This is a genomic window from Stenotrophomonas sp. GD03654 (assembly GCF_029845105.1).
GTDB lineage: Bacteria > Pseudomonadota > Gammaproteobacteria > Xanthomonadales > Xanthomonadaceae > Stenotrophomonas > Stenotrophomonas africana.
In genome coordinates this window covers 1-24309 of record NZ_JAOCLC010000053.1, presented here as the reverse complement: position 1 = coordinate 24309, position 24309 = coordinate 1, and the positions used below count along the sequence as shown (strand labels likewise).

At 64.0% G+C, this 24309-nt stretch carries 24 protein-coding genes; 16 read left to right on the top strand and 8 right to left on the bottom strand.

Annotated features, from left to right (window positions below):
• Positions 1-48: 48 nt before the first annotated feature.
• The 6 genes from N5J73_RS17700 (at position 49) to N5J73_RS17675 (ending at position 4832) form a co-directional block, all read left to right on the top strand.
• A complete protein-coding gene (locus N5J73_RS17700) occupies positions 49-1287 on the top strand; it encodes an NADH:flavin oxidoreductase/NADH oxidase family protein (protein WP_049448506.1) in 1239 nt (412 codons plus the stop codon).
• A 94-nt stretch (positions 1288-1381) separates the two neighbouring features.
• Complete coding sequence (locus tag N5J73_RS17695; protein WP_049448575.1) at positions 1382-1858, top strand: membrane protein; 477 nt, start codon at positions 1382-1384, stop codon at positions 1856-1858.
• 103 nt (positions 1859-1961) lie between these two features.
• Positions 1962-2231, top strand: coding sequence for a hypothetical protein (locus tag N5J73_RS17690; protein WP_049448508.1), 270 nt, complete (start codon positions 1962-1964; stop codon positions 2229-2231).
• A gap of 123 nt (positions 2232-2354) precedes the next feature.
• Positions 2355-2600 (top strand): hypothetical protein, encoded by a 246-nt coding sequence (locus tag N5J73_RS17685; protein WP_049448510.1) that lies wholly within the window; start codon positions 2355-2357, stop codon positions 2598-2600.
• A gap of 97 nt (positions 2601-2697) precedes the next feature.
• On the top strand, positions 2698-2946 hold the full coding sequence (locus N5J73_RS17680) for a hypothetical protein (protein ID WP_005410137.1): 249 nt from the start codon (positions 2698-2700) through the stop codon (positions 2944-2946).
• 182 nt (positions 2947-3128) lie between these two features.
• Positions 3129-4832, top strand: a complete 1704-nt coding sequence (locus N5J73_RS17675) for a PAS domain-containing sensor histidine kinase (protein WP_049448512.1) — start codon at positions 3129-3131, stop codon at positions 4830-4832.
• Positions 4833-4840: 8 nt separating this feature from the next.
• On the opposite strand, the gene N5J73_RS17670 is transcribed toward N5J73_RS17675, so the two are convergent.
• On the bottom strand, positions 4841-6364 hold the full coding sequence (locus N5J73_RS17670) for an FAD-dependent monooxygenase (protein WP_049448514.1): 1524 nt from the start codon (positions 6362-6364) through the stop codon (positions 4841-4843).
• Positions 6365-6446: 82 nt separating this feature from the next.
• Between N5J73_RS17670 and N5J73_RS17665 the strand changes: the two genes are divergently transcribed.
• From N5J73_RS17665 to N5J73_RS17645, 5 genes are all read left to right on the top strand, one after another.
• Positions 6447-7091 carry a TetR/AcrR family transcriptional regulator gene (locus tag N5J73_RS17665; RefSeq protein WP_049448517.1) on the top strand — a complete coding sequence of 215 codons (645 nt, stop codon included), beginning with the start codon at positions 6447-6449 and terminating at the stop codon, positions 7089-7091.
• Between the two features lie 73 nt (positions 7092-7164).
• Positions 7165-9306, top strand: coding sequence for a TonB-dependent receptor (locus N5J73_RS17660; protein WP_049448518.1), 2142 nt, complete (start codon positions 7165-7167; stop codon positions 9304-9306).
• A 491-nt stretch (positions 9307-9797) separates the two neighbouring features.
• Positions 9798-10364 (top strand): UDP-N-acetylglucosamine acyltransferase, encoded by a 567-nt coding sequence (locus N5J73_RS17655; RefSeq protein ID WP_049458660.1) that lies wholly within the window; start codon positions 9798-9800, stop codon positions 10362-10364.
• Positions 10361-10831 (top strand): membrane protein, encoded by a 471-nt coding sequence (locus N5J73_RS17650; RefSeq protein WP_049448524.1) that lies wholly within the window; start codon positions 10361-10363, stop codon positions 10829-10831. The genes N5J73_RS17655 and N5J73_RS17650 overlap by 4 nt, the downstream gene beginning before the upstream one ends.
• 73 nt (positions 10832-10904) lie before the next feature.
• On the top strand, positions 10905-11027 hold the full coding sequence (locus tag N5J73_RS17645) for a hypothetical protein (protein ID WP_258012699.1): 123 nt from the start codon (positions 10905-10907) through the stop codon (positions 11025-11027).
• A 197-nt stretch (positions 11028-11224) separates the two neighbouring features.
• Here the strand turns inward: N5J73_RS17645 and N5J73_RS17640 are convergent, their stop codons facing one another.
• The 3 genes from N5J73_RS17640 to N5J73_RS17630 all read right to left on the bottom strand — a co-directional run bounded on the left by N5J73_RS17640 (position 11225) and on the right by N5J73_RS17630 (position 13941).
• Positions 11225-12550, bottom strand: a complete 1326-nt coding sequence (locus N5J73_RS17640) for an XVIPCD domain-containing protein (RefSeq protein WP_049448526.1) — start codon at positions 12548-12550, stop codon at positions 11225-11227.
• A 31-nt stretch (positions 12551-12581) separates the two neighbouring features.
• Positions 12582-13445 (bottom strand): hypothetical protein, encoded by an 864-nt coding sequence (locus N5J73_RS17635; protein WP_049448527.1) that lies wholly within the window; start codon positions 13443-13445, stop codon positions 12582-12584.
• Positions 13446-13593: 148 nt separating this feature from the next.
• A complete protein-coding gene (locus N5J73_RS17630) occupies positions 13594-13941 on the bottom strand; it encodes a helix-turn-helix domain-containing protein (protein ID WP_049448529.1) in 348 nt (115 codons plus the stop codon).
• Positions 13942-14043: 102 nt separating this feature from the next.
• On the opposite strand from N5J73_RS17630, the gene N5J73_RS17625 reads away from it, so the two are divergent.
• Both N5J73_RS17625 and N5J73_RS17620 read left to right on the top strand, forming a co-directional pair.
• Positions 14044-15033: an MDR family oxidoreductase gene (locus N5J73_RS17625; RefSeq protein WP_049448531.1), complete on the top strand. Its 990-nt coding sequence runs from the start codon at positions 14044-14046 to the stop codon at positions 15031-15033.
• A 116-nt stretch (positions 15034-15149) separates the two neighbouring features.
• The gene (locus N5J73_RS17620) at positions 15150-15482 is read left to right on the top strand and encodes a hypothetical protein (RefSeq protein ID WP_239508873.1); all 333 of its coding nucleotides are present in this window, start codon (positions 15150-15152) and stop codon (positions 15480-15482) included.
• Positions 15483-15551: 69 nt separating this feature from the next.
• Here the strand turns inward: N5J73_RS17620 and N5J73_RS17615 are convergent, their stop codons facing one another.
• Positions 15552-15761 (bottom strand): hypothetical protein, encoded by a 210-nt coding sequence (locus tag N5J73_RS17615; protein WP_049448534.1) that lies wholly within the window; start codon positions 15759-15761, stop codon positions 15552-15554.
• Positions 15762-15939: 178 nt separating this feature from the next.
• Here N5J73_RS17615 and N5J73_RS17610 point away from each other — a divergent pair, with 178 nt between their 5' ends.
• A complete protein-coding gene (locus N5J73_RS17610; protein ID WP_049448535.1) occupies positions 15940-18693 on the top strand; it encodes a UvrD-helicase domain-containing protein in 2754 nt (917 codons plus the stop codon).
• A gap of 153 nt (positions 18694-18846) precedes the next feature.
• On the opposite strand, the gene N5J73_RS17605 is transcribed toward N5J73_RS17610, so the two are convergent.
• Entirely contained in the window at positions 18847-19098 is a 252-nt protein-coding gene (locus tag N5J73_RS17605; RefSeq protein WP_135274248.1) for a hypothetical protein, read from the bottom strand.
• Between the two features lie 595 nt (positions 19099-19693).
• A complete protein-coding gene (locus N5J73_RS17600) occupies positions 19694-20488 on the bottom strand; it encodes a M15 family metallopeptidase (protein WP_164078622.1) in 795 nt (264 codons plus the stop codon).
• Positions 20489-20745: 257 nt separating this feature from the next.
• On the opposite strand from N5J73_RS17600, the gene N5J73_RS17595 reads away from it, so the two are divergent.
• The gene (locus N5J73_RS17595) at positions 20746-22533 is read left to right on the top strand and encodes an adhesin (RefSeq protein ID WP_164078623.1); all 1788 of its coding nucleotides are present in this window, start codon (positions 20746-20748) and stop codon (positions 22531-22533) included.
• A 589-nt stretch (positions 22534-23122) separates the two neighbouring features.
• On the opposite strand, the gene N5J73_RS17590 is transcribed toward N5J73_RS17595, so the two are convergent.
• Positions 23123-23905, bottom strand: coding sequence for a hypothetical protein (locus N5J73_RS17590; RefSeq protein ID WP_164078624.1), 783 nt, complete (start codon positions 23903-23905; stop codon positions 23123-23125).
• 139 nt (positions 23906-24044) lie between these two features.
• Here N5J73_RS17590 and N5J73_RS17585 point away from each other — a divergent pair.
• Positions 24045-24309 (top strand): GIY-YIG nuclease family protein (locus N5J73_RS17585; RefSeq protein ID WP_279941238.1); only part of this gene is annotated, 265 nt, incomplete at its 3' end.

Sequence of the window (24309 nt, the reverse complement as noted above, 5' to 3'; positions counted from 1 at the left end):
AAACTTGAAGGTTAGCGTAGCGCCATTCCCCTGTCCTGGAGCTGTCCGATGTCGCTGTTCTCGCCCCTGGCACTGCCCTCCGGTGCCGTCATCCGCAACCGCATCGCCAAGGCGGCGATGGAAGAAAACATGGCCGACGTCGACCACGCCCCCTCCGAAGCACTGCTGCAGTTGTACCAGCGCTGGGCCGACGGTGGCGCCGGACTGATCATCACCGGCAATGTGATGGTCGATGGGCGCGCCATGACCGGGCCCGGTGGCGTGGTACTGGAGGACGACCGCCACCTCGACCGCTTCACCGCCTGGGCGGACACTGCCCGCACGCGGGGCGCGCAGATGTGGATGCAGATCAATCACCCGGGGCGGCAGATGCCGGCCGCACTTGGCCAGCCTGCGCTCGCGCCGTCAGCCGTCGCATTGCAGATGGGCGCGCTGTCCAAGCAGTTCGCACCGCCCAAGGCGATGACCGAGGACGACATCGACTCGGTCATCGCGCGCTTCATCCGCAGTGCCGAGCTGGCCGAGCGCGCGGGTTTCAGCGGGGTGGAGATCCATGCGGCGCACGGCTACCTGCTCAGCCAGTTCCTGTCACCACTATCGAACCGCCGCGATGACCGCTGGGGTGGCAGCCTGCAGAACCGTGCGCGCCTGCTGCTGGAGATCGTGCAGGGTGTGCGCGCGGCCGTGGCGCCCACGTTCGTGGTGGCGGTGAAACTCAACTCCGCCGACTTCCAGCGCGGCGGTTTTTCGCCCGAGGACGCGCGCGCAGTGGTGCAGATGCTGGCGCCCCTCGGCGTGGATCTGGTCGAACTGTCCGGCGGCAGCTATGAAGCACCGGCCATGACCGGCGCCGCACGCGACGAACGCAGCGTGGCCCGCGAAGCGTACTTCCTCGAATTCGCACGCGAGATCGCTACGGTGGCAACGATGCCGCTGATGGTCACCGGTGGCATCCGCCGCCGCGAAGTGGCAGAGCAGGTGCTGGCCAGCGGCGTGGCCATGGTCGGCATCGCCACGGCGCTGGCGATCGAGCCGGATCTGCCGCAGCACTGGCAGCAGGGCCGCGACCCGGTGCCGACACTGCGCAACATCAACTGGCGCAGCAAGCCGCTGGCGGCCAGTGCGCACATGGCCGCAGTGAAGTATCAGCTGGGCCGGTTGAGCCGGCGCCGCCCCACCGCACCCACGGTCTCGCCGGTATGGGCACTGCTGCTGGCACAGGCGGCCGCGAAGTGTCGGACCCGCCGCTACCGACGCTGGATCGGCGCCCGCGTCATCGCACATTGAGCCGCGCGGTCTTCTCATCACCGCACCGATGCTCCACCATCTGCAGGATCGGCGGCAGTTCCGCCGCCGGTCGCAGCATGGAGATGGAACCCACGTGGCAGCAGGATCGACCAGGAACCGCGAGAAGCTGCTCGATGACCTGCTCTCGCTTGGCCGCAACTGGGCACTGGCGATCGCCATCGCCGGTGCCGGGGCAGCAGTCCACTACAGCGAGTCGGTATACGAAGCAGGAATCTGGCGAGGCCTGCTGCCCACGCTCTGCTTCCTGGTCGCGATCATCTGGATCGTGCTCAGCATCATCCGCTTCGACCTGACCCTCCAGCAGCACTTCGAGCGCAAGCGCACGCGCTGGCTCAGCCGCCTGCTCTATGTCGTGCTGCTCGGTACCGGCATCACCGCCGTGTTCTTCGTGACCGAACTGGCATCCAGCAACCACATCACAAGGATGTGCGACGCCGTGGCCAACGAACCGGCCAGCCGGATTCACCGGTCCGCCGAGTGCCAACGCCTGTACCAGCATCGGGCGGCCTACCGGCAACGGCTGGAATCGGCCGAGGGCGAGTTCGACTGAGGCCCGCGCCGGCTGCGCATCGCGTGCGCGAAAAACACATGGCGTGGATATGCGGTCGGGCACAGTGGCTGCGCCTTCCTCGCAGCGAACGAACACCGCCGACATGCACCACCCGCCCGCCCCTGCCCGTCACGATGCCATCGCCCTGCAGGCGGGCGTACTCGGCAGTGTGCTGGGCGTGACGCTGTTCAAGGCGATCGCACTGTCCGCACCGGCCAGTGGATCCTTGATCGTGATCGGGCTGTGGCTGCTGGCCTGCGCGCTGCTGGCTGCCTGGGCACTGGCCGCCTGCCTGGCCTGCCTGGCACTGAGCCGGCGCATATTCGTGCTGATGCTGGCGCTGAGCATGATCCTGTTGATCTGCGTCGCCTGAGGCAGCAGGCGCGGGACTATCGCGTATCTGTTATAAAATAACAAGCGCGGTCGGACGGATTGTGCGTGCCCGGGTCACGGATTTGAATTCCATGGCCAGCCCGGCACCACCCGAGACCTCCCCATGACCCTGCAGCCCCTGCTTCGCGCCTCCCTCACCGCCGTTGGCCTGGCTTCGCTCAGCGCCTGTGCCACCTATGACGACAGCAACATGCACCAGGCCTGCCAGGAATCGCCGCACCTGAAGGACCTGCCGCGCGAAGTGGCTGCCCGCGAAAGCCGCTGCAACAAGAGCATGGAAGTGTGGTCTAGCGAGCGCAAGGGCAGCGACAGGCCGATCGACCTGAGCGGCAAGAAGAAGGATCTCTGAGCCGCCTGGCATCTTGATCGTTCCAATGCATGCGGATGACCCGTCCGTCACGATCGGGAGGGCAGGATAAGGCCTTCCCATCACGACGACTCTCCCGATGCCGGCCACTGGTCACCCTGTCATCCATGCCTTCGAAGCTGTGTTCGATTTGTCTGGCGGGGTCGAGCGCATTACGGCGCTCACTGTCATCTGCCGGCATTGTTCGGAAACCCGCTCGGCCAGCGAAGACAACCTGGTCCAGCTGCCGGGCGGTGCCTTGTTCCGCTGCGACGGATGCGGCAGTCATCAGGCGGTGAGCCATGCGCGGGTTGCCGATTGGCAGGTGAATTCGCTTCTGGGTGTCTGAGGCCGCAGATCCGGGCAGCCGCGACGCAGGCTGTTGGCGCGGAGATGGCGGTGCAACCAGAGGACGCCGCGCGAGGACCTTCGACCGCCGCGAAGGGCCGATCAAAGACAGGCCGCAGGACCTGTGCAGGGCGCAATGACATCACCTCGGCTAAGCTGCGGCACCTTTCTTCGCGCACGGCCATGCATCCCTTCCCGCTACCTGTCTCGGCACCTGATCAACTCGCCTACCGACTGCTGCAGGACAGCGACTGGGCCCGTTCGGCCGACGCCACCGACGCCCCGCCCGAACTTCGCGCTCTGCTGGCGATGATCCTGGATTCTCCGGAGCCGCTGTGGATCGCATGGGGCCGCGACAACAAGGCGTTCTTCTTCAACGACGCCTATCTTCCGATGCTGGGCGGCAAGCTGCACGGTGCCATGGGCAGCCGATTGGAAGACGTCTGGGCGGATGTCTGGGCCGACGTCGTGGATGCTGTCAACGATGCCTTCGGCGGCACAAGCCGCAGTTTCAAGAACCTGCCGTTGATGATGGACCGTGATGGCACGTTGCGCGAGACATTCTGGACGTTCTCCTACTCGCCGCTGCGTGCCGGTTGCGGAGGCGTGGCCGGCATCATCTGTGTCGTCAGCGAGCAGACCGAACGGGTGATCGAGCGCGACCGGCATACTCGCCAGGTAGCAGCCATCACCGAGCAGGCACGCGAGGCCCACCTTGAACTGGTACGCGCCCGCGAACAGCTGCGGCAGTCGCAGAAGCTGGAGGCCATCGGCCAGCTGACCGGCGGCGTTGCCCACGACTTCAACAATCTGCTGCAGGTCATCACCGGTTCCGTGGACATGCTGCTGCATACCTGGCCGGCCGAAGATGCGCGCCTGCGCTATGTACAGGCCATCGAAACCGCCGCTGACCGCGCCACTCGCCTGACCGCCCAGCTTCTGGCGTTCTCGCGCCGACAAAGCCTGTCGCCACAGGTGTTCGACCTCTGCGAGAGCGTACGCGCGCTTTCAGACATCATCACCACAGTGCTGGGTGCCCGCATCTCCGTTTCGGTGAACCTGCCTGACGCCCCGTTGCCGGTACTGCTGGACCGGACCCAACTCGACACCGCACTGATCAACATCGCGGTGAACGCGCGCGATGCCATCGACGGCCACGGCAGGGTGACGATCGATGTGGAACAGCTGACATCGGTGCCTTCCGTGCGGTTCGCGGCGCCGATGAAAGGCAATTTCGCTGCGATCAGCGTCAGCGACACCGGTGCCGGTATCGATCCGTCCATGGTGGACCGGATCTTTGAGCCCTTCTTCACCACCAAGGGAGTGGGCGCGGGCACCGGGCTTGGCCTCAGCCAGGTGTTCGGTTTCGTCAAGCAGTCCGAGGGCGAAGTGGACGTACAGAGTCAGGCCGGTGTAGGTACGCGCTTCACGCTGTATCTGCCGCTGGCGCAGGCAAACGCCTCCATCGAGCCGCCGACCGCGCAACCGGGACTGCTGCATGGCCACGGATTGTGCGTGCTGGTGGTGGAAGACAACGTGGATGTGGCCGAGTTTGCAGTCGGGGCGCTGCGCGAGCTTGAATACAACGTCGTACTCGCGCGCAATGCCGACGAAGCACTGGCGGAGCTGGAGCGCGACGCTGCGCGTTTCCATGTGGTGTTCAGCGACGTGGTCATGCCTGGGACCAATGGGCTGGATCTGGCCCGCACCATCCGCAGCCGCCTGCCCGACCTTCCGATCATTCTCACCAGTGGCTACAGCGAATTGCTGGCCCGCGATCCAGGCCATGGTTTCACGCTGCTGCGCAAGCCCTATTCACTGAAGCAGCTGGCCTCTGTGATGACCGAGGCCAGCTGTCGCTCGCAGACGATGGTGACTGCGCTTTAGCCGGCAGATCACCGCGTCGGACCGGTCCAGGAAGCAAGCGCTGAATCGAGGCCGGACATATCCCCTCCTATGCCGCAGGCCCAGGCCACGATGCCATCCGGGCGCACCAGCACCGCCCCCAGACCCGATGCCGCATCGCCAGTATCTGCGGCGCAGGCGACGGGAAGCTGCCAGCGTTGGCCATGCTGCGGCGACCAGGACGCCGGGGCGAAAACAAGCAACGCCCCCCGCCCCGTTCTCAGCAGTTCGCCCAGGCGGCGACCATCGGCCAGCCGGAAGTCAGGCGCGCTCCTGCCGACCAGCGGGTGCTCTCCGCCAAGATCCAGCTGCTGCGAAACACCCCAGATCCGCTCGGCCAGATACGTGGCCCCATCGCGGGTGCCAGCCAGGTCGGCCATGATCGCTGCCAACGCGCGCGAACCGTCGCCGGGACGCATCAGCGCAACCTGTGCGCGCGACCAGTCCAGTACTTTGGCGGCCACTGGATGGCGCTCAGCCTGATAGCTGTCCAGCAGCGCCTCATCGGCCTTGCCCCGCGCCACGGCGGCCAGTTTCCAACCGAGGTTCATCGCATCGCCGATGCCGAGGTTCAGTCCCTGGCCGCCCAACGGCGAATGCATGTGCGCGGCATCACCTGCCAACAGCACACGGCCGCTGCGATAGGCCGTCGCCTGGCGCGCAGCATCGGTCCATGTCGTGGCCAGGTGCAATGCAGTGATCGTTGCCTCGCGGCCAGACACCCGCCGCAGCAACGCTTGCGCGGTGTGCCGGTCCAGTGGCGTGCGATGGCCCGCGCCACCGTCGAAGTCGGCCAGCGCCAGCATGCCTGGCGGGTTGAAATTGCACATCCCGTGATCGGTGAACTGTCGGCCCGGTGTGAGTACACACCCATCTGCCAGTTCGACCAGCAGCGTGTAACCGGTGAACTCCGGCCCGGTTCCAGCAAAGAGGAAGCCCGATTGCTTGCGTACCGTGCTGCGGGCCCCATCACAACCGACCAGCCAGCGGCCGTGGACCATGCCCGAGCCGGTGTGCACGGCAACCTGCGCCTCGTGCGCATCCACCGCCTTTACCGCACGCCCGCGTTCGATGCGCACGCCCAGCGCAATGGCACGTTCGGCCAACACCGCTTCCAGGGCCTGCAGCTCCACCGCCATCTGGGTGCCCACCGGCGTCGGCAGGCGCCAGGTCCAGCGCGTCTGGTCCACATCGTCCAACGCAAATGGAATACCCGCAAAGTGCCCACCCAACGCACGCGGCTGCGCCAGCCAATGGGCGGTGCCGGGCGGCGGCGCCCCCTTGTCAGGCTTGAGCACCTGTGTCGCGGCGACCGCGTCCAACAGGCCGCGCCGATCCAGCGCCTCCAGCGTGGGGGCGTTCAGGCCGCGCAGCCCGAATGGCAGGCGCTTCAACGGCGAACCGGCGGACCCGGCCTGTTCCAGCACCAGGACCGAGCACCCGGCCTGGGCCAGTTCGCAGGACAGGAACAAGCCAACCGGGCCAGCACCGGCAATGACGACGTCGTACAGCATGGGGATTCCTTGTGAGCGCCGGGCCGGCGCTTTGGCGGGTCAAATGTTACACTCGGTGTACGTTTTCACATGTGAACCGCCCATGACCCCGCCACCAGGCCGTCGCGAACAACGCAAGGCCGAGACCCGACAAGCGATTTCGGACGTCGCCACCGAGCTGATCATCCGGCGTGGCTTCGAGGCCGTCTCCATGTCCGAGATCGCCGAAGCCGCAGGCGTCTCACGCAAGACGGTCTTCAACTACTTCGCCAGCAAGGAAGACCTGGTGTTCGACCGGGATGAGGAGGCGCGCACACTGCTTCGCGAGGGCATGATGGCGCGCAGCAGCCTGACCCCGCTGGCGGCCTTCCAGTCACTCGTGCGCGAGTTGCTGGAGGCTGGCCATCCGCTGCTGCGCATCAATGCCGGCGCTGCCGCCTTCTGGGGCACCGTGGCGGAGAGCCCGGTGCTGGTCGCGCACGCGCGACGGCTGCAGGCGCAGTTGACTGACGATCTGGCGGGATTGATGGCCCTCGCTGCCGGCCGGCCCGGACATGACGCCGAAGCGCGATTGGGCGCGGCCATGCTGCTGGCATCGATGGTGGCGGCCTATGAGAAAGGACTGGCGAGCCAGCTGCAGGGCGAGGACCCGCGCGAGGCCATGCTGCAGCTGATCGTGCGCGGTGCCACCGGGGTACTGGTGGCCCTGGCGGGCACCCCCTATACGGACCCCGGCGCGCGTCCATAGCGCATTCGGGGAATAGGCTTCGGGTGTCGCAAATGCTAATCTTTCTCATTTGCAGAAACATACTCCTCTCCCAATGCCCCTCCCCACGCCCCTGCAACGCACCCTGTGCCTGGCACTGACCCTGCCCCTGGCAACCCTCGCCCATGCTGCCGAGCCCTCGGCTGCCGCACCCAAGGACCTGGACAAGGTCGAGGTCCGCGGACGTGCGCAAACCCTGTACCGGGTGGACGATGCCGCGGTCGGCACCCGCACGGATACACCGCTGGAGCTGGTCCCACAGTCGATCCAGGTCATCCCGCGCGAACTGATCGACGACCAGGCCGCGCGTCAGGTGACCGACCTCTATCGCAGCATCAGCGGTATCAGCTATTTCAGCTATGCCGGGGTGACCCTGCGCGGCTTCCGCCAGGAGAACGTGCTGTATGACGGTCTGCGTGGCGACCCGTATGCAGGATTTTCGGTGCCGCAGCTGTTCAACATCGAGCGCGTGGAAGTGCTGAAGGGGCCGGCCGGTGCGCTGTATGGCGGTGGTGATGCGGGCGGTGTCATCAACTACGTGACCCGCAAGCCGAAAGCCAGCGCCGAACACCGCATCGAGGTCCAGCTGGGGGACAAGGACTTCCGTGCCGGATCGATCGAGGGTACCGGGCCGTTGAATGCCGTCGGCAGCGTACGCTATCGCGCCGGGCTCTATGCTGACAGTGAAGAGGGCGTGCGCTGGAACACCGACAGCGAGAGCGTGATCGGCGACGCCTCGCTGGCCTTCGACGTTGGCCAGACCGGCGAACTGGTGCTGCAGTTCACCGACATCACCCAGAACCTTGGCGGCAACCGCCTGCGTGGCGTACCGGTCAACGATGCAGGCACGTTCCTGACCGACCGCCGCTGGAACCACAACGAGGCCAGCGACTTCCTCGACATGCGCGCCAAAGTGGCGCTGGCGCAGTACCGTTTCGCGCCGAGCGACACTCTGGACCTGGACTTCGCCGCCCGCTGGTTCAGCAACAACGAACACCAGATGTACCACGAGCCGATGGGCCTGATCGATCGTGACCGCGATGGCGTGGCCGAGTGGATGACACGCCAGCTGCGCAACCAGATACGCGACAACGAAGCATTCACTGCCAACGGCAATGCCGTCTGGCGGGTGGCCACCGGCACGGTTGAGCACAAGGTGCTGTTCGGCGCCGATGTGTACCAGCTGGATGCGGATTTCACCGCACAGACCGCGAACAGCACTGACCTTGCGCGTGGTGCCGGGCCGGTGCGCGGCATCGACCTGTTCAATCCCGTGTATGGCGCCAGTACCTGGCACGACTACAACGTGGCCGCCCTGCCCTGGCGCAGCACCTCAACCCGCAGCAAGCGCTATGGCGGTTACCTGCAGGACGAACTGGCACTGGGCACACGCTGGCATGTGCTGGCCGGGCTGCGCTGGGATGGCTTCAAGGATGCGGATCGCATTAGTGGCAGCAGTGTGGCTGGCAACGATCTCAGCTGGCGGCTGGGCAGCACGTTCACCGTACGCGAGGGCCTGAATGTCTACGCCAACGTCGCCAGTGGTTTCGTGCCACAGAGTGCCGCCAACCAGAACCCGGCCGCTGGCGGACCGTTCGATGCCGAGCGCAGCAAGCAGTGGGAAGTGGGCATGAAGTCGCTGCTGGCCGACCGTGTGACTTTGAACATGGCGGCCTATCGGATCGACCGAAGCAACATCGTGCAGGCCACCGGCGAGGTGATCGGTGGCGTGAACCAGCTGGCCGCGCTGGGCCTGGTGCGCAGCACCGGCATGGAGCTGGACCTTCTGGCCGATCTCACCGAGCGCTGGGTGCTGAACCTGACCTATGCCTACAACGATGCGCGGGTGAAGGACGCCGGCCCGAGTGGCATCACCAACGCCTCCGGCGACCGATTCGCCAACGCGCCGCGCAACACGCTGGGCGTGTGGACGCGTTATGACCTGCCGGCGATCAATTCCGCCATTGGCTTTGGCGCCGATCACGTCGGCGAGCGCGTCAGCCTGGATGGGCAGACGGTCAAGGCCTACACCGTATTCGACATGAGCTGGAAGACCACGTGGAGGCAGTGGCAGTTCCAGGCCAACGTCAAGAACCTGTTCGACAAGGTGTACGCGGCCAGTGGCTTCATCGAACGCAACGGGCATTTCCCCGGTGAGCCGCGGCGGGTGTATCTGCAGGCGGCATACAGCTTCTGAGCCGTCGTTCCGTAGCGCCAAGGGCGCGCTTGCAAGCCCGCGCTTGGCTGCACCCGGCATGACCCAATGACCCGTCCCATGGATGAGGCCTGATGCAATGACACGGGTCCGCACCCTACTGCAGCGCTCGTTGCCATGGGTGCTGCTGCCCCTGCTCGCCGCCTGCCAGAACGAACAGGTCAGTGAGTTCCAGCCCGTGGGCCGGCAAGCTGCACACACTTGCAGCAAGATGCCGTTGGGCCGCGGTCAGTGCCAGGCAGCAACCTGCAGCCGTCCGCTCTCACAGGCGTTCGCCTGATTACCCTGGTAACACGCGCCCGCCCGGAGGCCGGTTTGAGCGCTGGGGATGCCAGATAGCAGACCGCCCCAATTCAGGTATCCTTGCGCGCAGTCAGCCACGCCTTCATGCGACCGCTGAAGCACAGCATCGACGTTGCGGACGAAAACACGATTCACCATGGATGTTTCAACGTAATCACAGGGGAAAATGGATGAAGAAGTTCCTGTTCGCAGCGATCCTCGCTGCGTCGCTGGCGGGTTGCACCACCAATCCTCCGCTCAATTTCTCGGTTCCCAACGTCGGGGTCAGCAGCAAGAAGATCGACGGTGAGCTGAAGTCGCTGACCGTTACCCTGGCCCGCCCGGACGAGGCCAAGGGCAAGATTCCGGCGCAGGCCCAGCACGAAGTGCCGCAGATGTGGCAGAACGCGCTGACCGAAGCGTTGAACAAGATGGCGGTCTTCCGTGACGACGCGCCGGTGAAGCTGAGCCTTTCGGTGAAGATCCTGGCCATCGACATTCCGAATTTCGGCGCCTCGATGACCACCAAGACGATCGCCCGGTATGAGCTGATCGATCGCGCCACCGGCAGCATCGTATACACCCAGGATGTCAGCGCCTCCGGCGAAGTACCGTTCAACTATGCCTTTGCCGGTGTCATCCGCGCTCGCGAGTCAATCAGCCGCTCGGCGCAGAACAACATCGCCCAGTTCCTGCAGGCGCTGGAGACCGTGGACATCACCAAGCCGATGTTCCCGAACAAGCAGGAAGCGCCGTGAAGCGCCTGCTGCTGGGTGCGTCTGTTGCCGCAATGCTGACGGCCTGCGCGCCCAACGTGCGAACCGACAGCTACTCCATCGGTTCGGTGGGACAGGTCAATCGGACTGTCGGCGGTACGGTCATCAGTGTTCGCCCGGTAAGTATCGACGGCAGCCAAGGTGGCGGCGCCGTCGCAGGCGCAGCTGCTGGCGGCGTCGCCGGCTCGACCATTGGCGGTAGCGATCAGGCGGCCGCCATTGGCGCCATCGGCGGCCTGGTTGTGGGCGCGATTGCCGGTGCCGCTTCCGAACGCGCACTTTCCAAGGCCCAAGGTCTGGAGTACGTGGTGCAGACGGAGAACGGCAACCTGATGACGGTTGTGCAGGGCCCCGATCCGGTGTTCAGCACCGGCATGCGGGTCCTGGTGCTGTATGGATCGCCCTCGCGCATCATTGCCGATCCGCGCCAAGCGAAGACAACGCCGTAAGCCCCAGCGATGCCCCTTCCGAGGGGCATCGCTGTATTGGACACCGAGGGGGAGCAGCAGGAAGGAAGCCGCGGTGGTGCCGGAAATCGCGAAGTATTTCGCGGGGCTGGATACTGATGGCGATGGCTATCTGTCGCTGAAGGAAATGCAGCAGGCCATGGTGGCCGCGCAGGCAGCAGACGCCCCGGCGAAGTAGCGTCCCGGTGCCGCATGCAACGTCCGGATACTCACCCTTACGCGTCATCCGGTCGATCTTCGCCACGACCACCGTCGCGGCAGCCGGCACTTCCGGGTTCAAGCCAAACACGCCCACGCGGCCGTGGAACACGGCGGGTGCAGAGCATCGAGGCGGCGGTCCGGGCACGCGAGGCGGGGCTGCGGCAAGCCGGGACCCTAGCCCATGCGCATGGCCGGGGTGTCGCGTGCCTGCACATCGATCTCCTGTTGCTGGCGCTGCGCGTGTGCCTGTTCACGATCCGCACCGACTGTCCGCATGGCCTGCAGTGACTGCTCGACCGGCGTCTGCACCGCCCTGTCCGTGGGCATGGAGGCCCGGAGATGCGCCAGATCATTCAACTCACCCTGCACCACAAATACGTTGCGGCCGGCCGGCTGATCGGCGGTCTGCGCGCCCAGCAGCACATGGTCGGCACGTTCGAGCTGGTTGTGGCGCGCCAATGCCATCACGCTCGCCACAAGGCGCTCGCTGTTCTCATCGTGGGTCCGTCCCGCGCTGGCATCGATCGCGGCCACGCCTTCGCGCACCTGCTGCATCAATGCGTACTCACGGTGGCCAGGACCAATGTCGGCCAGACGGGTCGGTGCCTGCGAGGGATCCGGCACTTCGTCCACGGCTGCGGTAAGCGGGCTGCGGGTAATGGTCCGGTACGGGTCGTCCGGGTGGAACTGGGTACGTTTTTCCTGCCGTTCCAGACGAACCTCGCGCGCGTCGTTGAGTTCGGCGATACGGGCCGGATCGGTGATCTCGCGCATCGACATGTGGCCGCCGCCCGCACTGATACTGGCCCACTTCCTGTCCGCTTCGAAGTACATCGCGTAGTAGCTGTTGCCACCGATGACATTCGGATCGACCGCCGAGCGGCCCTCCAGCGCCTGGGTGGCTTCCAGCACGCTCAACCGGGTCAGGTACTGGCCACCTTTCGTCCATCCCATCTGGCTGACGGCATCGACGCTGGTGTTGCCTACGCGTGGACCGCCCGCGTAGTCGTTGTTGAGCATGTTGGTCCAGATCTGTTCCAGCTTCGCGGGGCCGCTCTTCTGTTCAGCCGCCTGCAGCAACACGCGCGGCGTCCAGCAGTTGGGATCAAGTTCATGCCGTTCAAATGCCCGGTCGTGAGCCAGCATCACATCCTTGCCGGGAAGATTCAGTGCCAGGTCTGGACGGCGCTCGTTCATCCACTGCTGCCGCAACTCAAGATCTCTTTCGAGCAGGGTCTGCCCAAAGGACTCCCATTGCCGCTCCGTCAACTGTGCATTTGAAAACCGGGACCCCTCGTCCTGCTGGGTCTTCGCGTAGCTTTGTGCATACGCGTTCGCGACGCGTCCCGGCAGGCTGTCATTGCGTACAACACCCAGTGCCAGTGTCCCGTATCCATCGGCTCCCGGCAGTTGCGACAGGTAGTTCCAGTAAAGCTCGCGGTTGCCGTCTCTCGCATAGCTGCCAAGGACGCTCAGATCCCGTTCTGTCAATCCACTCATACCCTGCCCCTTCTCTTCCTTGAATCACTGATCACTTGGACCGGGTGCGCGCGATGACGTCCCTGACGGCCTCTTCCATGCGCTTCCAGTCCTTCAGAAACGCTCTCTTGTAGTCCAGGCTGACGGACAGCTTGTTGTCGATGTCCACGAAGTAATGAACGCAGCCCGCTGCCACTTCCCCAGGCTCACTGATCACCTCGCGCCCCTCCAGCCGCACGCCGTCGCGTCGGAATTCCTCGCCGTCACATTTGATGAACGAGCTGATCCGGCCGTCGCCCTGACGTGCGATATACCAGTCTCTTTCGTAGGCGGGATTGCGCACAGGCGGCTTTCCGTACCGCGCCTCATACTTCTTCGCGTACACCACCATCTTCGCCTCATCGATTGCATAGGGCGTCAGGCCCAAGGTCTCCGGCTGTGCAACGCGTTGATCGAGACGGTCCCTGGGATCCTCCCTTTCCACAGAGCCCTCCTCCGTGATGGCTTCATTTGACGACAGCCTTGAAAGCAGTGTTTCAACGGGGACGCGATCGACGTAGTTGATCCGAATGGGAATCTCCTTCCGGAAATCATTCGTACGCGGATTCGCCCGGGCGCCCGGCGGCGTCGGCGTCATGTCCGGCCACTCGATGACCAGCGTCACGCCCTCGCCCGGCCACGGTGCGATCTGGCTGTCCAGGTAGTTGGCCGGGATGCGGAAAATGTTCGGCCCCAGCTTCACGTCCACGGGGGCATCGGTATAGGTGTGACCGTTGATCGTGCGGCCGGTCTGCGTTGCGCCGGACATGGCGGGATTCCTTTCGTGTTCGGTGGACGGCGGCCGCGCACACGCGCTGGCACTCACTGCGATGGCAAGTGCAAGCGTCAGGCAACGGCTGGGGGACATCACGTGCATGGGCATTCCATTGCAGGGTTCCAGAGGCACTATAGGCAACCGGGCGTCAACGGAACAGGAACCGCATCGCAGCCCTTCATGGAGCCAGGCGGCGCTCATGCGCTGCCTGAGGTGCTGCGGTTATTGCTTCGGCGCTCCACTCCAGGTCTCAGCCGTCGCTGTCCGTGCTTCCATGGCCGCGATAGGTTTCACCCCACTCGCGCATCGCCAGCAGCACCGGCACCAGCGTGCGGCCGAACTCGGAAAGCTCGTACTCCACCTTCGGCGGCACTTCCGGGTACACGTGGCGGATCACCACGCCATCGGCTTCCAGTTCACGCAGCTGGCTGGTGAGCATGGACTGGGTGGCATTGGGCACCCGCCGCGTCAGTTCCATGAAACGCCGCTTGCCCGTCACCAGATGAAAGAGGATGACGGGCTTCCACACGCCCCCTATCACCGACAGCGTGACCTCCACGGCGCATCCGCTCTTGCCGTCCCAACGCTTGCTACGCATGAATACTCCGGAAAACCATAGTACCTACGGAAAATCATCGTTCTTGTTGCGATAACGGTGCGAGCCTAGCATGGGCGCATCCACTGAACGTGAGCCCCCACCATGAGTTTCAAGGCACTGCTGACCCGCAAAACGAACGACGGCGTATCCACGGAACTGGTCGATTTCGATGATGCCAACCTGATGGACGGCGACGTGCTGGTGCAGGTCGAGTACTCCACACTCAACTACAAGGATGCGCTTGCCCTCACCGGCAAGAGTCCGGTCATCCGTAAGTTCCCGCTCATTCCCGGCATCGATCTGGCAGGCGTGGTGCTGGAATCCAGCACGCCCGACTTCAAGCCAGGCGACCGCGTTGTACTCAATGGCTGGGACCTGAGCATGGGCCACCATGGCGGCCTGGCACAGCGCGCCCGCGTGCGAGGCGAATGGCTCAACAGGATTCCCGGCAACCTGACCACCCGCGATGCCATGGCCATCGGTACCGCCGGCTACACCGCCATGCTGTGCGTGCTGGCCCTGGAACATGCCGGGGTGACGCCCGACAAGGGCGATGTGCTGGTGACCGGCGCCAACGGTGGCGTCGGTTCGATCGCGGTGGCAATCCTTTCAAAGCTGGGCTATCGCGTGGTGGCCGCCACCGGACGCCTGGAACACGCCGAGTACCTGCACAGCCTGGGCGCGGCCGAGATCATCGATCGCGCACAGCTTTCAAAGCCGCGCGACCGGCCGGTGAGCGCCGAGCGCTGGGCCGGCGTGGTGGACGTGGCGGGTGGCCCTACCCTTGTCAACGCGATTGCCGAGACGAAATACCGCGGTGCCGTCGCCGCCTGTGGACTGGCGCAGAGCGATGCACTGCACGGCTCGGTGCTGCCCTTCATTCTTCGCAACGTGACCCTTGCGGGCATAGATTCGGTGAATGCGCCGCAGGACGTTCGCCAACGTGCGTGGGACCGGCTTGCCACCGACCTGGATCCGCAGAAGCTGGAAAGCACGGTGCAGCTGATTGGGCTTGCCGACGTGCTTGAGGTCTACGAGCAGATCATTCCGGGCAGGGTGCGCGGGCGGATTGTCGTGGATGTGAATGCTTGAGGAAGTTTCCCCAGCGCATTCCATCCGGCGACGAATGGTGAACACGTCGTGAAACCATGCGGGCGGCGGTGGTCGCTTGCCACTGCCGCTCGCATACGCTCAGGTTTCCGCCGACTGTGGACACCGCCATGTCAATGACTGCACTCGCACTTGCGACCGCTCTTTCCGGCCTGCCCGACATTGCCTGGGAGCGCGAGCGCGGTGAAGACGCACACCAGCTGATGCTCTGCCAGATCCATCGCGATGAGTTGATGCAGGATGGCGCGAAGAACGATGCCTACCAGCGCGCCAAGGCGGTCTGCGATCTTCTGGGGCGTGAGTACAGGAACAAATGGGATTTCGATGCGCAGGAGGCATTGGCGGCATCGGCCGTGGATCTGGATGAGCTGATCCGGCGGGGAGACCTGATTGAGGTGCCTCCCACAAGGCGGGACCGCGCCTTCGAGTGATTCCGTGCTGGCAAGCGCCGGCACCTGGAGTTGCCGCAAGGCAATCGAGTCCAGTGCCGAACGGCGCGGTTAGCGGATGCGACTCCGCGCCAGTGCCAGGCGCCTGATCTCGTCTGGCAGAAGGACGACGCCGTCTTCCATCTCGATGCGCATCTGCGAGACATCACCCTCGTGCCCCTGCATTGCAGCGGTCACCAGACTCTTCAGTGCATCCGTGCGGATATCGTAGCCGCCGACGGTGTGCTTCAAGGTACCCACACAGTTCCAGTCGATTTCCATGAGCGGCGTCCACGTCCACAGGCTTCATGCTGGCAACGGCCTTCGCTTACGTCAATGAATCCGGTGGTACGGCCGACCATGAAACGAAAGGCCACGCGCGTCGTCAAGGCCCCTTATCATGGAGGGCTAAGGGCTCTGCAAGCCCAGTTGACGTATGCAAGGCAGTATCTGGATGTCTATGGAATGGCGCCCCTCGGGCTGGGGCCTACGTGTGACCCGCTCGCCGGACTGGCAGCTGCGACTTGACGGCGAACACGTCGAGCTTTTGATTGAAGGTCGCCAGTACCGGCAGCACGTGGCTGACGACGAGCGCGTGCAGGTCATCCCTGGACTCTTCTGGGCCAAGGTCGCCCTGCAGACCCAGGACGACGGCGTGCTGACCATGGATGGACTGCCCAACGGCCAGGCCTCCCGGCTTGCAGCAGCGCTGCAGCACGTACGCTTTGCGAGTACCACGCGAGGTCGCAGGGCACTGTTCAACACGATTCTGGAGCAGATCCAGTCGTGGCTGGCCGAAGCAGATGCCCTCACCGACCGGGGTAGCACCGCCCGCCGCTGGATCACGCACGAACAACAGCAGGCACTGCTGGCCGGTCGCCCCGCCCTGCCGCTTCAGCCAGACGAACTGGAACGGTTGTTCCTCGATGAGAACGTACACGAGGACCTGCATTCGCCCGTCCACCGCGCCGCACTGGACGCCCTGCACGACTGGCAGTTGGACTGGCCCGCCGTGTGGGCCGACGCCAACGCGGCCATGGCCACACGCGAACTGGAGCTTGCCAGGGACTTCCTGGACCGGGTCGAGAGCAAGCCCCTGACCGAGGAACAAGCCCGCGCCGTCATCTGCTTCGACAACCGCGTGCAGGTCGTCGCTTCCGCTGGCTCTGGCAAGACCTCCACGATGGTCGCCAAGGCCGCTTATGCCATCGATCGCGGCTTTGTCGAACCCGAACGGATCGTGATGCTCGCCTTCAACAAGGACGCCGCGAAGGAGCTGGAAGAGCGCGCGCAGCGATGCTTCGACCGGCTCGGCATGGGCAACACCGTGGTGGAGGCCCGGACCTTCCACGCCCTGGGCCTGGCAATCATCGCCAAAGCCACAGGGCGCAAGCCCGACATCCCGGATTGGACCATCGACGCGACGCTCGGCTTCAACAAGCTGGCCGAACTGGTGGACGACCTGAAGGATCGCTCGACCCACTTCCGCACCCAATGGGACATGTTCCGCCTGGTGTTCGGGCGCGATCTGCCGCCATTCGGTGAGCAAATGGAGGCCGATGGTTACGACCGCGATGGCTCGCCCTATATCCGCACGCTGCAGGGTGAGCGGGTAAAGAGCCTGGAAGAGTGCGTGATCGCCGACTGGCTCTTCTACAACGGCGTGACGTATGACTACGAGCGCCGCTACGAATTTGATACGGCGACCGACACCCACCGCCAGTATCGCCCCGACTTCTATTACCCGGACGCCGGGCTGTATCACGAGCACTTTGCACTGGATGCCGATGGCCAACCGCCGAAGCACTTTGCCAACTACAGCGAAGGGATGCACTGGAAGCGCCAGCAGCATGTGGCGCGCGGCACGGCCCTTGTCGAGACGACCTCGTTTGGCCTGCGCAGCGGACATGCCCTGCTGGACCTCGCAGAGAAGCTTGGCGAGTTTGACATCGAACTCGACCCGAACCCGGACCGCGAACTGCCCGATCAAGGCGCCAAGCCGATGCCGGACGCGGACCTGATCGGCCTGATGCGCACCTTCATTGCCCATGCCAAGAGCAACTGCCTGACGCTGGACGATATGGCCGCGCGCCTGCGGCAGATGCCTGAGGATCAGTTCAAGGAACGACACCGTCGCTTCCTGGAAATCGCAGGGCCGGTTTTCCAGGCCTGGGACAACGCACTGGCTGACGAGCGCAGCATCGACTTCGAGGACATGCTCAACATGGCCGCCGGGCTGCTGGAACAGGGCCACTATGAATCACCCTACGAACTGGTGATGGCCGACGAGTTCCAGGACGCATCGCGCGCCCGTGCGCGCCTCTGCCGCGCCTTGGTCAGCCAACCGGGCCGCCATCTGTTCACGGTGGGCGATGACTGGCAATCGATCAATCGCTTCGCCGGTGCCGACGTTTCGGTGATGACCGGATTCCGCGAGGGGATGGGGCATGGCCAGGTACTGAAGCTCGAGCAGACATTCCGCTGCCCTCAGGCGCTCTGCGATGCTTCCAGTCACTTCGTCAGCAGGAACCCCGCGCAGATCGTCAAGGAGGTTCGCTCTACTACACCGGCGATGGGCCCGGTGCTGCAGGCGTTCCAGATGCACCGGCGTGAGGAGGTGCAGGATGGCGTTCGCCAATACCTCGCCACGTTGCACCAGCAGCTGCTGTCCGGTGCCGTTCCACAGGGCCGCAACGGGCGCGTGACGGTCTTTGTTCTGGGGCGCTACCGCGCGGATCGGGGTGCAGTGCCTTCGGATTGGAAGACGGCCTTCGGCAGCACGATGGACGTCGAGTTCCTCACGGTCCATCGGTCGAAAGGACGCGAAGCGGACTACGTGATCCTGCCGGGCATGATCAACCGCAGCTTCCCGAGCCTGCGCGCGGATGACCCTGTGCTTTCGCTGGCAATGCCGGATGGGGATACCTATCCGCTGAGCGAAGAACGGCGGTTGTTCTATGTCGCGCTGACGCGTGCGCGACGCTCGGTTGCGATGTTCACCCTGCAGGGGAAGCACTCGCCATTCCTGGATGAGCTGGTGGAGGAAGGTGTTGTGGAGGTGACCGGGATTTCAGGCGCGGCGATCCACGAAGAGCGCTGCCCGGTGTGCAAGGTGGGCGTGTTCGTGGACCGCAATGGGCCGCATGGGGCCTTCCGGTCGTGCTCCAGTTACCCGTTGTGCCACAACAAGCCGAAGAGTGGGCGTCGCGGGTAGCCGTTCAGGATCTGCCACCCGTTCGAACACGCCAACACTAAACCTCAGCGGTGGGATACCGACTGTAACGGCGGCAGGGCCATCGACTCCCACTTTCCGACAATTAGAAAGCCGGCATTGAGCCGGCTTATGGATCTTTCTCCAGCGCCTGCGTCAACGCTTTGAGCACAGCCTTCTCAAGCTGAGCACGATGTCCGCAAAGCCATAAAGAAAGGGCGCCGCAAGAAGCGCGGAGACACCTGATCCCAGAAGCCAGGGAACAGTGCCAGTAAGCGCCAACACGATGCTGATGACGCCAACCGCGGCCGACAAACCTCCGACCGTCTGGATGACAAGCGGCAGCGTCTCACTCTCTACTCGTGACCGTTCTGCCGAAGCCGGGTCCACCGCATCCATTTCACTCATGATCAGTCCTATCCGTGAAACCTGAATACTAGCTCAGTAAACGGCGTTTCGCGCTCATGTCTCTTGGAACATCCCACCGATCCGATGGGAGCCCTTCTTATCCGCCGACTCAGAAGGACACAGGGGTACGGCGCACCGCTTCCTGTTCGAGCCACAGCAGGGTCATCGACAGCAGACTCAGCGCGAAACAGCGGGACCACTTCCAATGCAGCAACGGCCAGAATCGATTCTTTGATTCTCTGCGGGGAGATTTTTGCGCCCCCCTCTCGTCAGCTGAGGACAGCTGCGCAGGTAGAGAAGCCTGAGAAAACAAAAAGGCCCCTATCTCTAGGGGCCTTCTGGAATCCTGGCGGAGAGAGTGGGACTTCCTTGAGAAGTGCCCTCACCCCTTGGGCGGCTTGGGTTTCACCAATCTGGGAGGTGCCCTGGAATGTGCCCGCGATGAGCATACCCCTTGCGGTGCAACGGATCCAGCCGTTTTTGCCGCCCTTGGGATCGCCAATCTCGATCTTCTCCAAACCGGCGCGATCAGGGCAGATGACCCGTTCGCCCCCACTCTCCGCCGAAAAGGGAAGCAATCCGGTGGACCGCTTCCTCATGTGTGCCTCAGGGCAATTGGGGCCATGGGACAGGACGCCTCAGCAAACGGTTCTGGACGGAGTCCTTTCAACGGCGGCCTTACGCCATAGCTCCAGGCCCGGCTCACCGTCGCCCAAGACACACTGCAAAGAACTGACTCGCACGCCCAGTCCGGCGCCAGCTCAGAATCAACACTCCAAGCCCATCGAGGTGCCTTCGGTGCGTCAGAGACTGACTCCGCCTTGGCAATCACCGTTTGCATTGATCGGCGTGGGGGATATCCCCCACGAATGGCTAGCAGGCACTCGCTGCGCATCTCCACATGGGGCATGTCCTTGAAGCTCTTCCAAGCCCCACCCCACCTCAATCCCGCCTGCTGGGCCAGCTCACCGAAGCGTTGGTAGCCCTGCCGCACCTGCTCGTCCTTCAGGTCCCAAGAAGGGCGCCCGCGCTTGTAGATGACCATGTCCGCGGCCCAACCGTGGTTGTGGCAGCTGCTGCCTGGCCCCACCTGGGTCACGCCCTTTTGGCTGGCGAGCAGCTCGGCTTGGCGCTGTTCCGAGCGGTAGCCCTCCATCAGCCGCAGGTCGTAGCCCTCGCCCTTCATCTGCAAGGCGATCCGTTCCAGCATTGAGCGAAGCTCAGGGTGGACACCGTCCCACTGCGGGGCGTCCTTGTGACGGTGGAACAGGCGTTTGAAAAACCCTGGCTTCTTCCCGTGGACCTCAACGGAATCGGTGGCTGGCGCGTGAGCGTGGACCAGGATGGGGGCGCTGGCCAATGCGAGCGCGAGCAACAAGCGTTGAAACATGAGTAGGCCTCCTTACTCACATGAGCGATGCACCCATGCAAGCGGAGAATCGAAAACGCGCAAGGGGGGCTTGCGGAATCTTTTCCCTGACGTAGAAGAACAGGGGTGGGGAAAAGTCGGCCCCATCGCTTCCCGGCGCAACGGCTCCTCCTACCGTTGTGCCGGGAAGTTTCGTTAGGGGGGGCTTGCGCATTCCAGGATCTGATCTATTCGTGAGTGCACACGATCACTCATTTTATATCCCAGGAGGCCATCCCATGAAACGCTCCCTCATCCACTGCGCTTTGCTGGCGGGCCTCTTTGCAGGCACGGCGCAGGCCCAGGTTCAAGTGGGCAACGGCGCCGTTGCCACCAAACCCGATACCATCGCGGTGGGCGACCGCGCTCAATCGTTGACCATAGGGGCCACGACCATCGGGGCAGACGCCCTCGCCGATGGCGGGGTGGAGGTGAATGAAAACGGCGTTCCGGGTGAGTGTCTTGGGGCCACCGCGGTGGGCAATCGCGCCACCGCCCGCGGGTGCAGCACAACCGCTCTGGGATTCTTGAGCGAAGCGCAGGGCCCACATGCGCTCGCCATTGGCTCTCGCGCACAGGCATTCGCGGTTTACGCCGTCGCCGTCGGACCCCAAGCCCAAGCCACCGGCGATTCCGCGGTGGCCATTGGCGGGCACAGCCTGGCCAGCGGGATCACCGGTGTGGCCATCGGCTCTAGTGCCCGCGCGCTCGGGGATGGCGGGACCGCTGTAGGGCCATCCGCAAGAGCCAATGGAAACGGTGGAGCGGCTTTCGGCATCGGGGCGACTACGCAAGGCGTTAACAACCTTGCGTTGGGCGCCGGATCCCAGACCGAGGGCGAAGGCGCATCGGCTGTAGGGCCCGGTGCCAACGCCACTGCCGACTTCGCGGGTTCCTACGGTTACGGCGCTGGCGTTGCCGGCGAGGCTGGCACCGCCGTGGGCCCATGGGCGCAGGCGTTTGCGCCCTACTCTGCAGCCTTCGGCGCGTCTGCCACGGCCAACGCCACGGAAAGCGTGGTATTGGGGCCACGGGCCGTGGCCAACGCAAGGGGATGCGTGGCCGTGGGCGCCAACACTACGTGCGATGAAGAAGAGACCGCAGCGTTCGGCAACCGTCGGTTGACCCAGGTTGCCTTGGGCAAAGCGGACAACGACGCCGTGGCCGTCAGCCAACTGCGCACCGCCGTGGAAACCTTGGGCGCTGGCGCTACCGTAGTGAACGGTGTGATCGTGGCGCCGAACTACCAGCTGAGCAGCGGGAACAACTACACCACCGTGGCCGGCGCTATCTACGATCTCGACGGGCGCGTTCACCAGCTGGAGCAGAACCCTGGCGGCGGTGGTGGCGCCACCGGCCCGCAGGGCCCGCAAGGTCCGACCGGTCCGACCGGTCCGCAAGGTCCCGCAGGCCAGGACGGTAAAGACGGCAAGGATGGCGGAAGCAGCACCGCGGTGGCTGGGGCCAACATCGAAGTCACAGACAACGGGAACGGCACCCAAACCGTTGCACTAAAAGACACCGTTGAGCTGTCCGAGCAGGGCTCGATCCAGGTCGCCAGAACCATCCACAACAGCGCCGGCTTCACCGTCCAGGGCGGCCCCTCGGTCACCCGATCCGGGATCAACGCCGGCAACCAGCGGGTAACCGGGGTGGCAGCGGGGGCGATCGCCGCAGGGTCCACGGACGCGATCAACGGTGGCCAATTGTGGGATTACCAGCGAGAGCAAGACGACCGCTGGAACCAGACGGACCGCCGTTTCCGCCAGCTCGACAAGCGGGTGAGCGGTGTCTGCGCAATGGCCCAAGCCAACGCCCAGATGGCCACCTCAACGTCGGCCATCCATGGGGAGAACCGCAACCGCCTGGCCGTGGGCGTCGGTGGCTGCAGCGGCCAAGCCGCCATTTCCATCGGCTACACCCGCGACGTGACCACCCCACGCGGATCCCCATCGGCTTTCTCGATCGGGGTTTCCCGCAGCGGACAGGACACGGCCGTGGGCGCAGCCTGGGCCATCGGTTGGTAACGAATCTCAGCGGCGAAAAGGAGGTGATCGTATCTCGGCAAGGGCCCTTCGGGGCCCTTGTTCGTGGTGTCAATTCATTAAAATTGTATTTATATACAATAACTTACGATTGACCAAGGCGTTGGAAGCTGGTAACATCTCCACCGCTCAGCAGTGTAGGAGCCGGACTGACAATCCCGCCTGCAGTAATGACCGTTGCCGTAGCACTACTCACGCCAATGCTTGCCATTGCCCTAGAAGCCGTTAGGGAATGGTTGACCAACCACGACGCAAAGGAAGATGACACATGCAGCACTAACAATTACAGGTATACCTCAATGAATAAAGAAACAAGTAACAGCAACACGATTGCAACACGCACCAAGAAACACCCGCTTTGCAGAGCCCTTGGCGTGGGCCTCAAGGTGCTTTACGACACGACAATTGCTGTAGGAGCAAGCGCGCTCCTTACATTACACAGGTCAACGCGCGGTGAGCCATGCTCCCCGTTGACCGATATGAAAAGCCCGGGCCCAGCCCGGGCTTTTTCTTTGGAACGCTGCTGCTATCCGCAGCGCCTCCGATCCGGCAGAGCCGAAACCGCCCAAACCTAGCCCCGTCTTTTCTCCGTTGCCACGAACGCACCATCGGAATGAAGGACCGCGAACGTGTTCCCCTGGACGTGCTCTGGCCAAACCTGTCCCGGCAGGCCCACGAACTCCAGCGGGAGGTTCGCCTCTTGGTCTGGTTCGAACCCAGCGAACGGGTCAAAGCTCTGCGGCTGCCAGTCCTCGAACTGAAAGTCCCTGTTCCAGACCATTGCAAAGGCCAGCGGATAGGCCTTCAGGACATAGATCGCCGAACTGGCTTTCCCGCCCAAGATGCCCAGCCCGAAGTCGCGAAGAACCGTTCGACCGCTGTAGGGATACACCCAGTAGTGAAGCCGAACCTGGCGTAGAAGATCTGACCGGTCATCGAACAGGTGCTGGCTGTGGCGTTCGTCGTAGCGACTCAAGCCCACCGATGACATGTGGCCCAGAACTCCCCTTGCCACAAGCTGCGGCTGGATGCGAATGCTCTGGTAGTAGGTGACTTTGGTTCGATCACGCAAGATCTCCATCACCTGTCGGCTCATCGATACAAGCGCCTTGTCGTATCGAGAAAGCACCGAGCCGTTGCAGGTCCGGCAGATGCTCCTGAAGCAAACGCCATTGGGCATCTTGTGCGACCGCGGCTTCTTCTCTCCACTGATTGCATCGGCGACGCTGGACACCCTCAGAGCGATGCCTTGAGCCCACGCCTTGGGTGGCACGTGGTTTTCGGTCAGGTCGGTTTCCAGCCCGCATATGTCGCAACGTCCCTTGGATGGTCCAACCGGAAACTTAAAGGTCACTTGCCAGCCCCATGCTTGCCATGAACTGCGAAGAGATTACACGCAAGCGACGCGTGGCCTCTAACGTCCTTCGCAGCAGGCTTGCCAACTTCAAATTCTGATCTATTCGTGAGTGGGTCGTTTTACTCACGGAGAGACCATGACCCATCGCCACAACCTGGGACGCAGCGAGAAGTATCACGCCCTGCCCCGCACCCTTTACGCCCTGCTGTTCGACGACGGGGGCTGTTACATCGGCCAAAGCTCGAACCCGCAGCAGCGGGAGAAGCAGCACCGCTCCCCCAAAGGCGGCTGGCACCGTCCCTTCCGGTTCCATGCGCTGGAGGTGGTGACAGCCACCCGGGCGGAAACCGAGGCGTATGAGCAGGCGTGGCGGGTGAAGGCCTCCCGGGAGGGATGGCGCA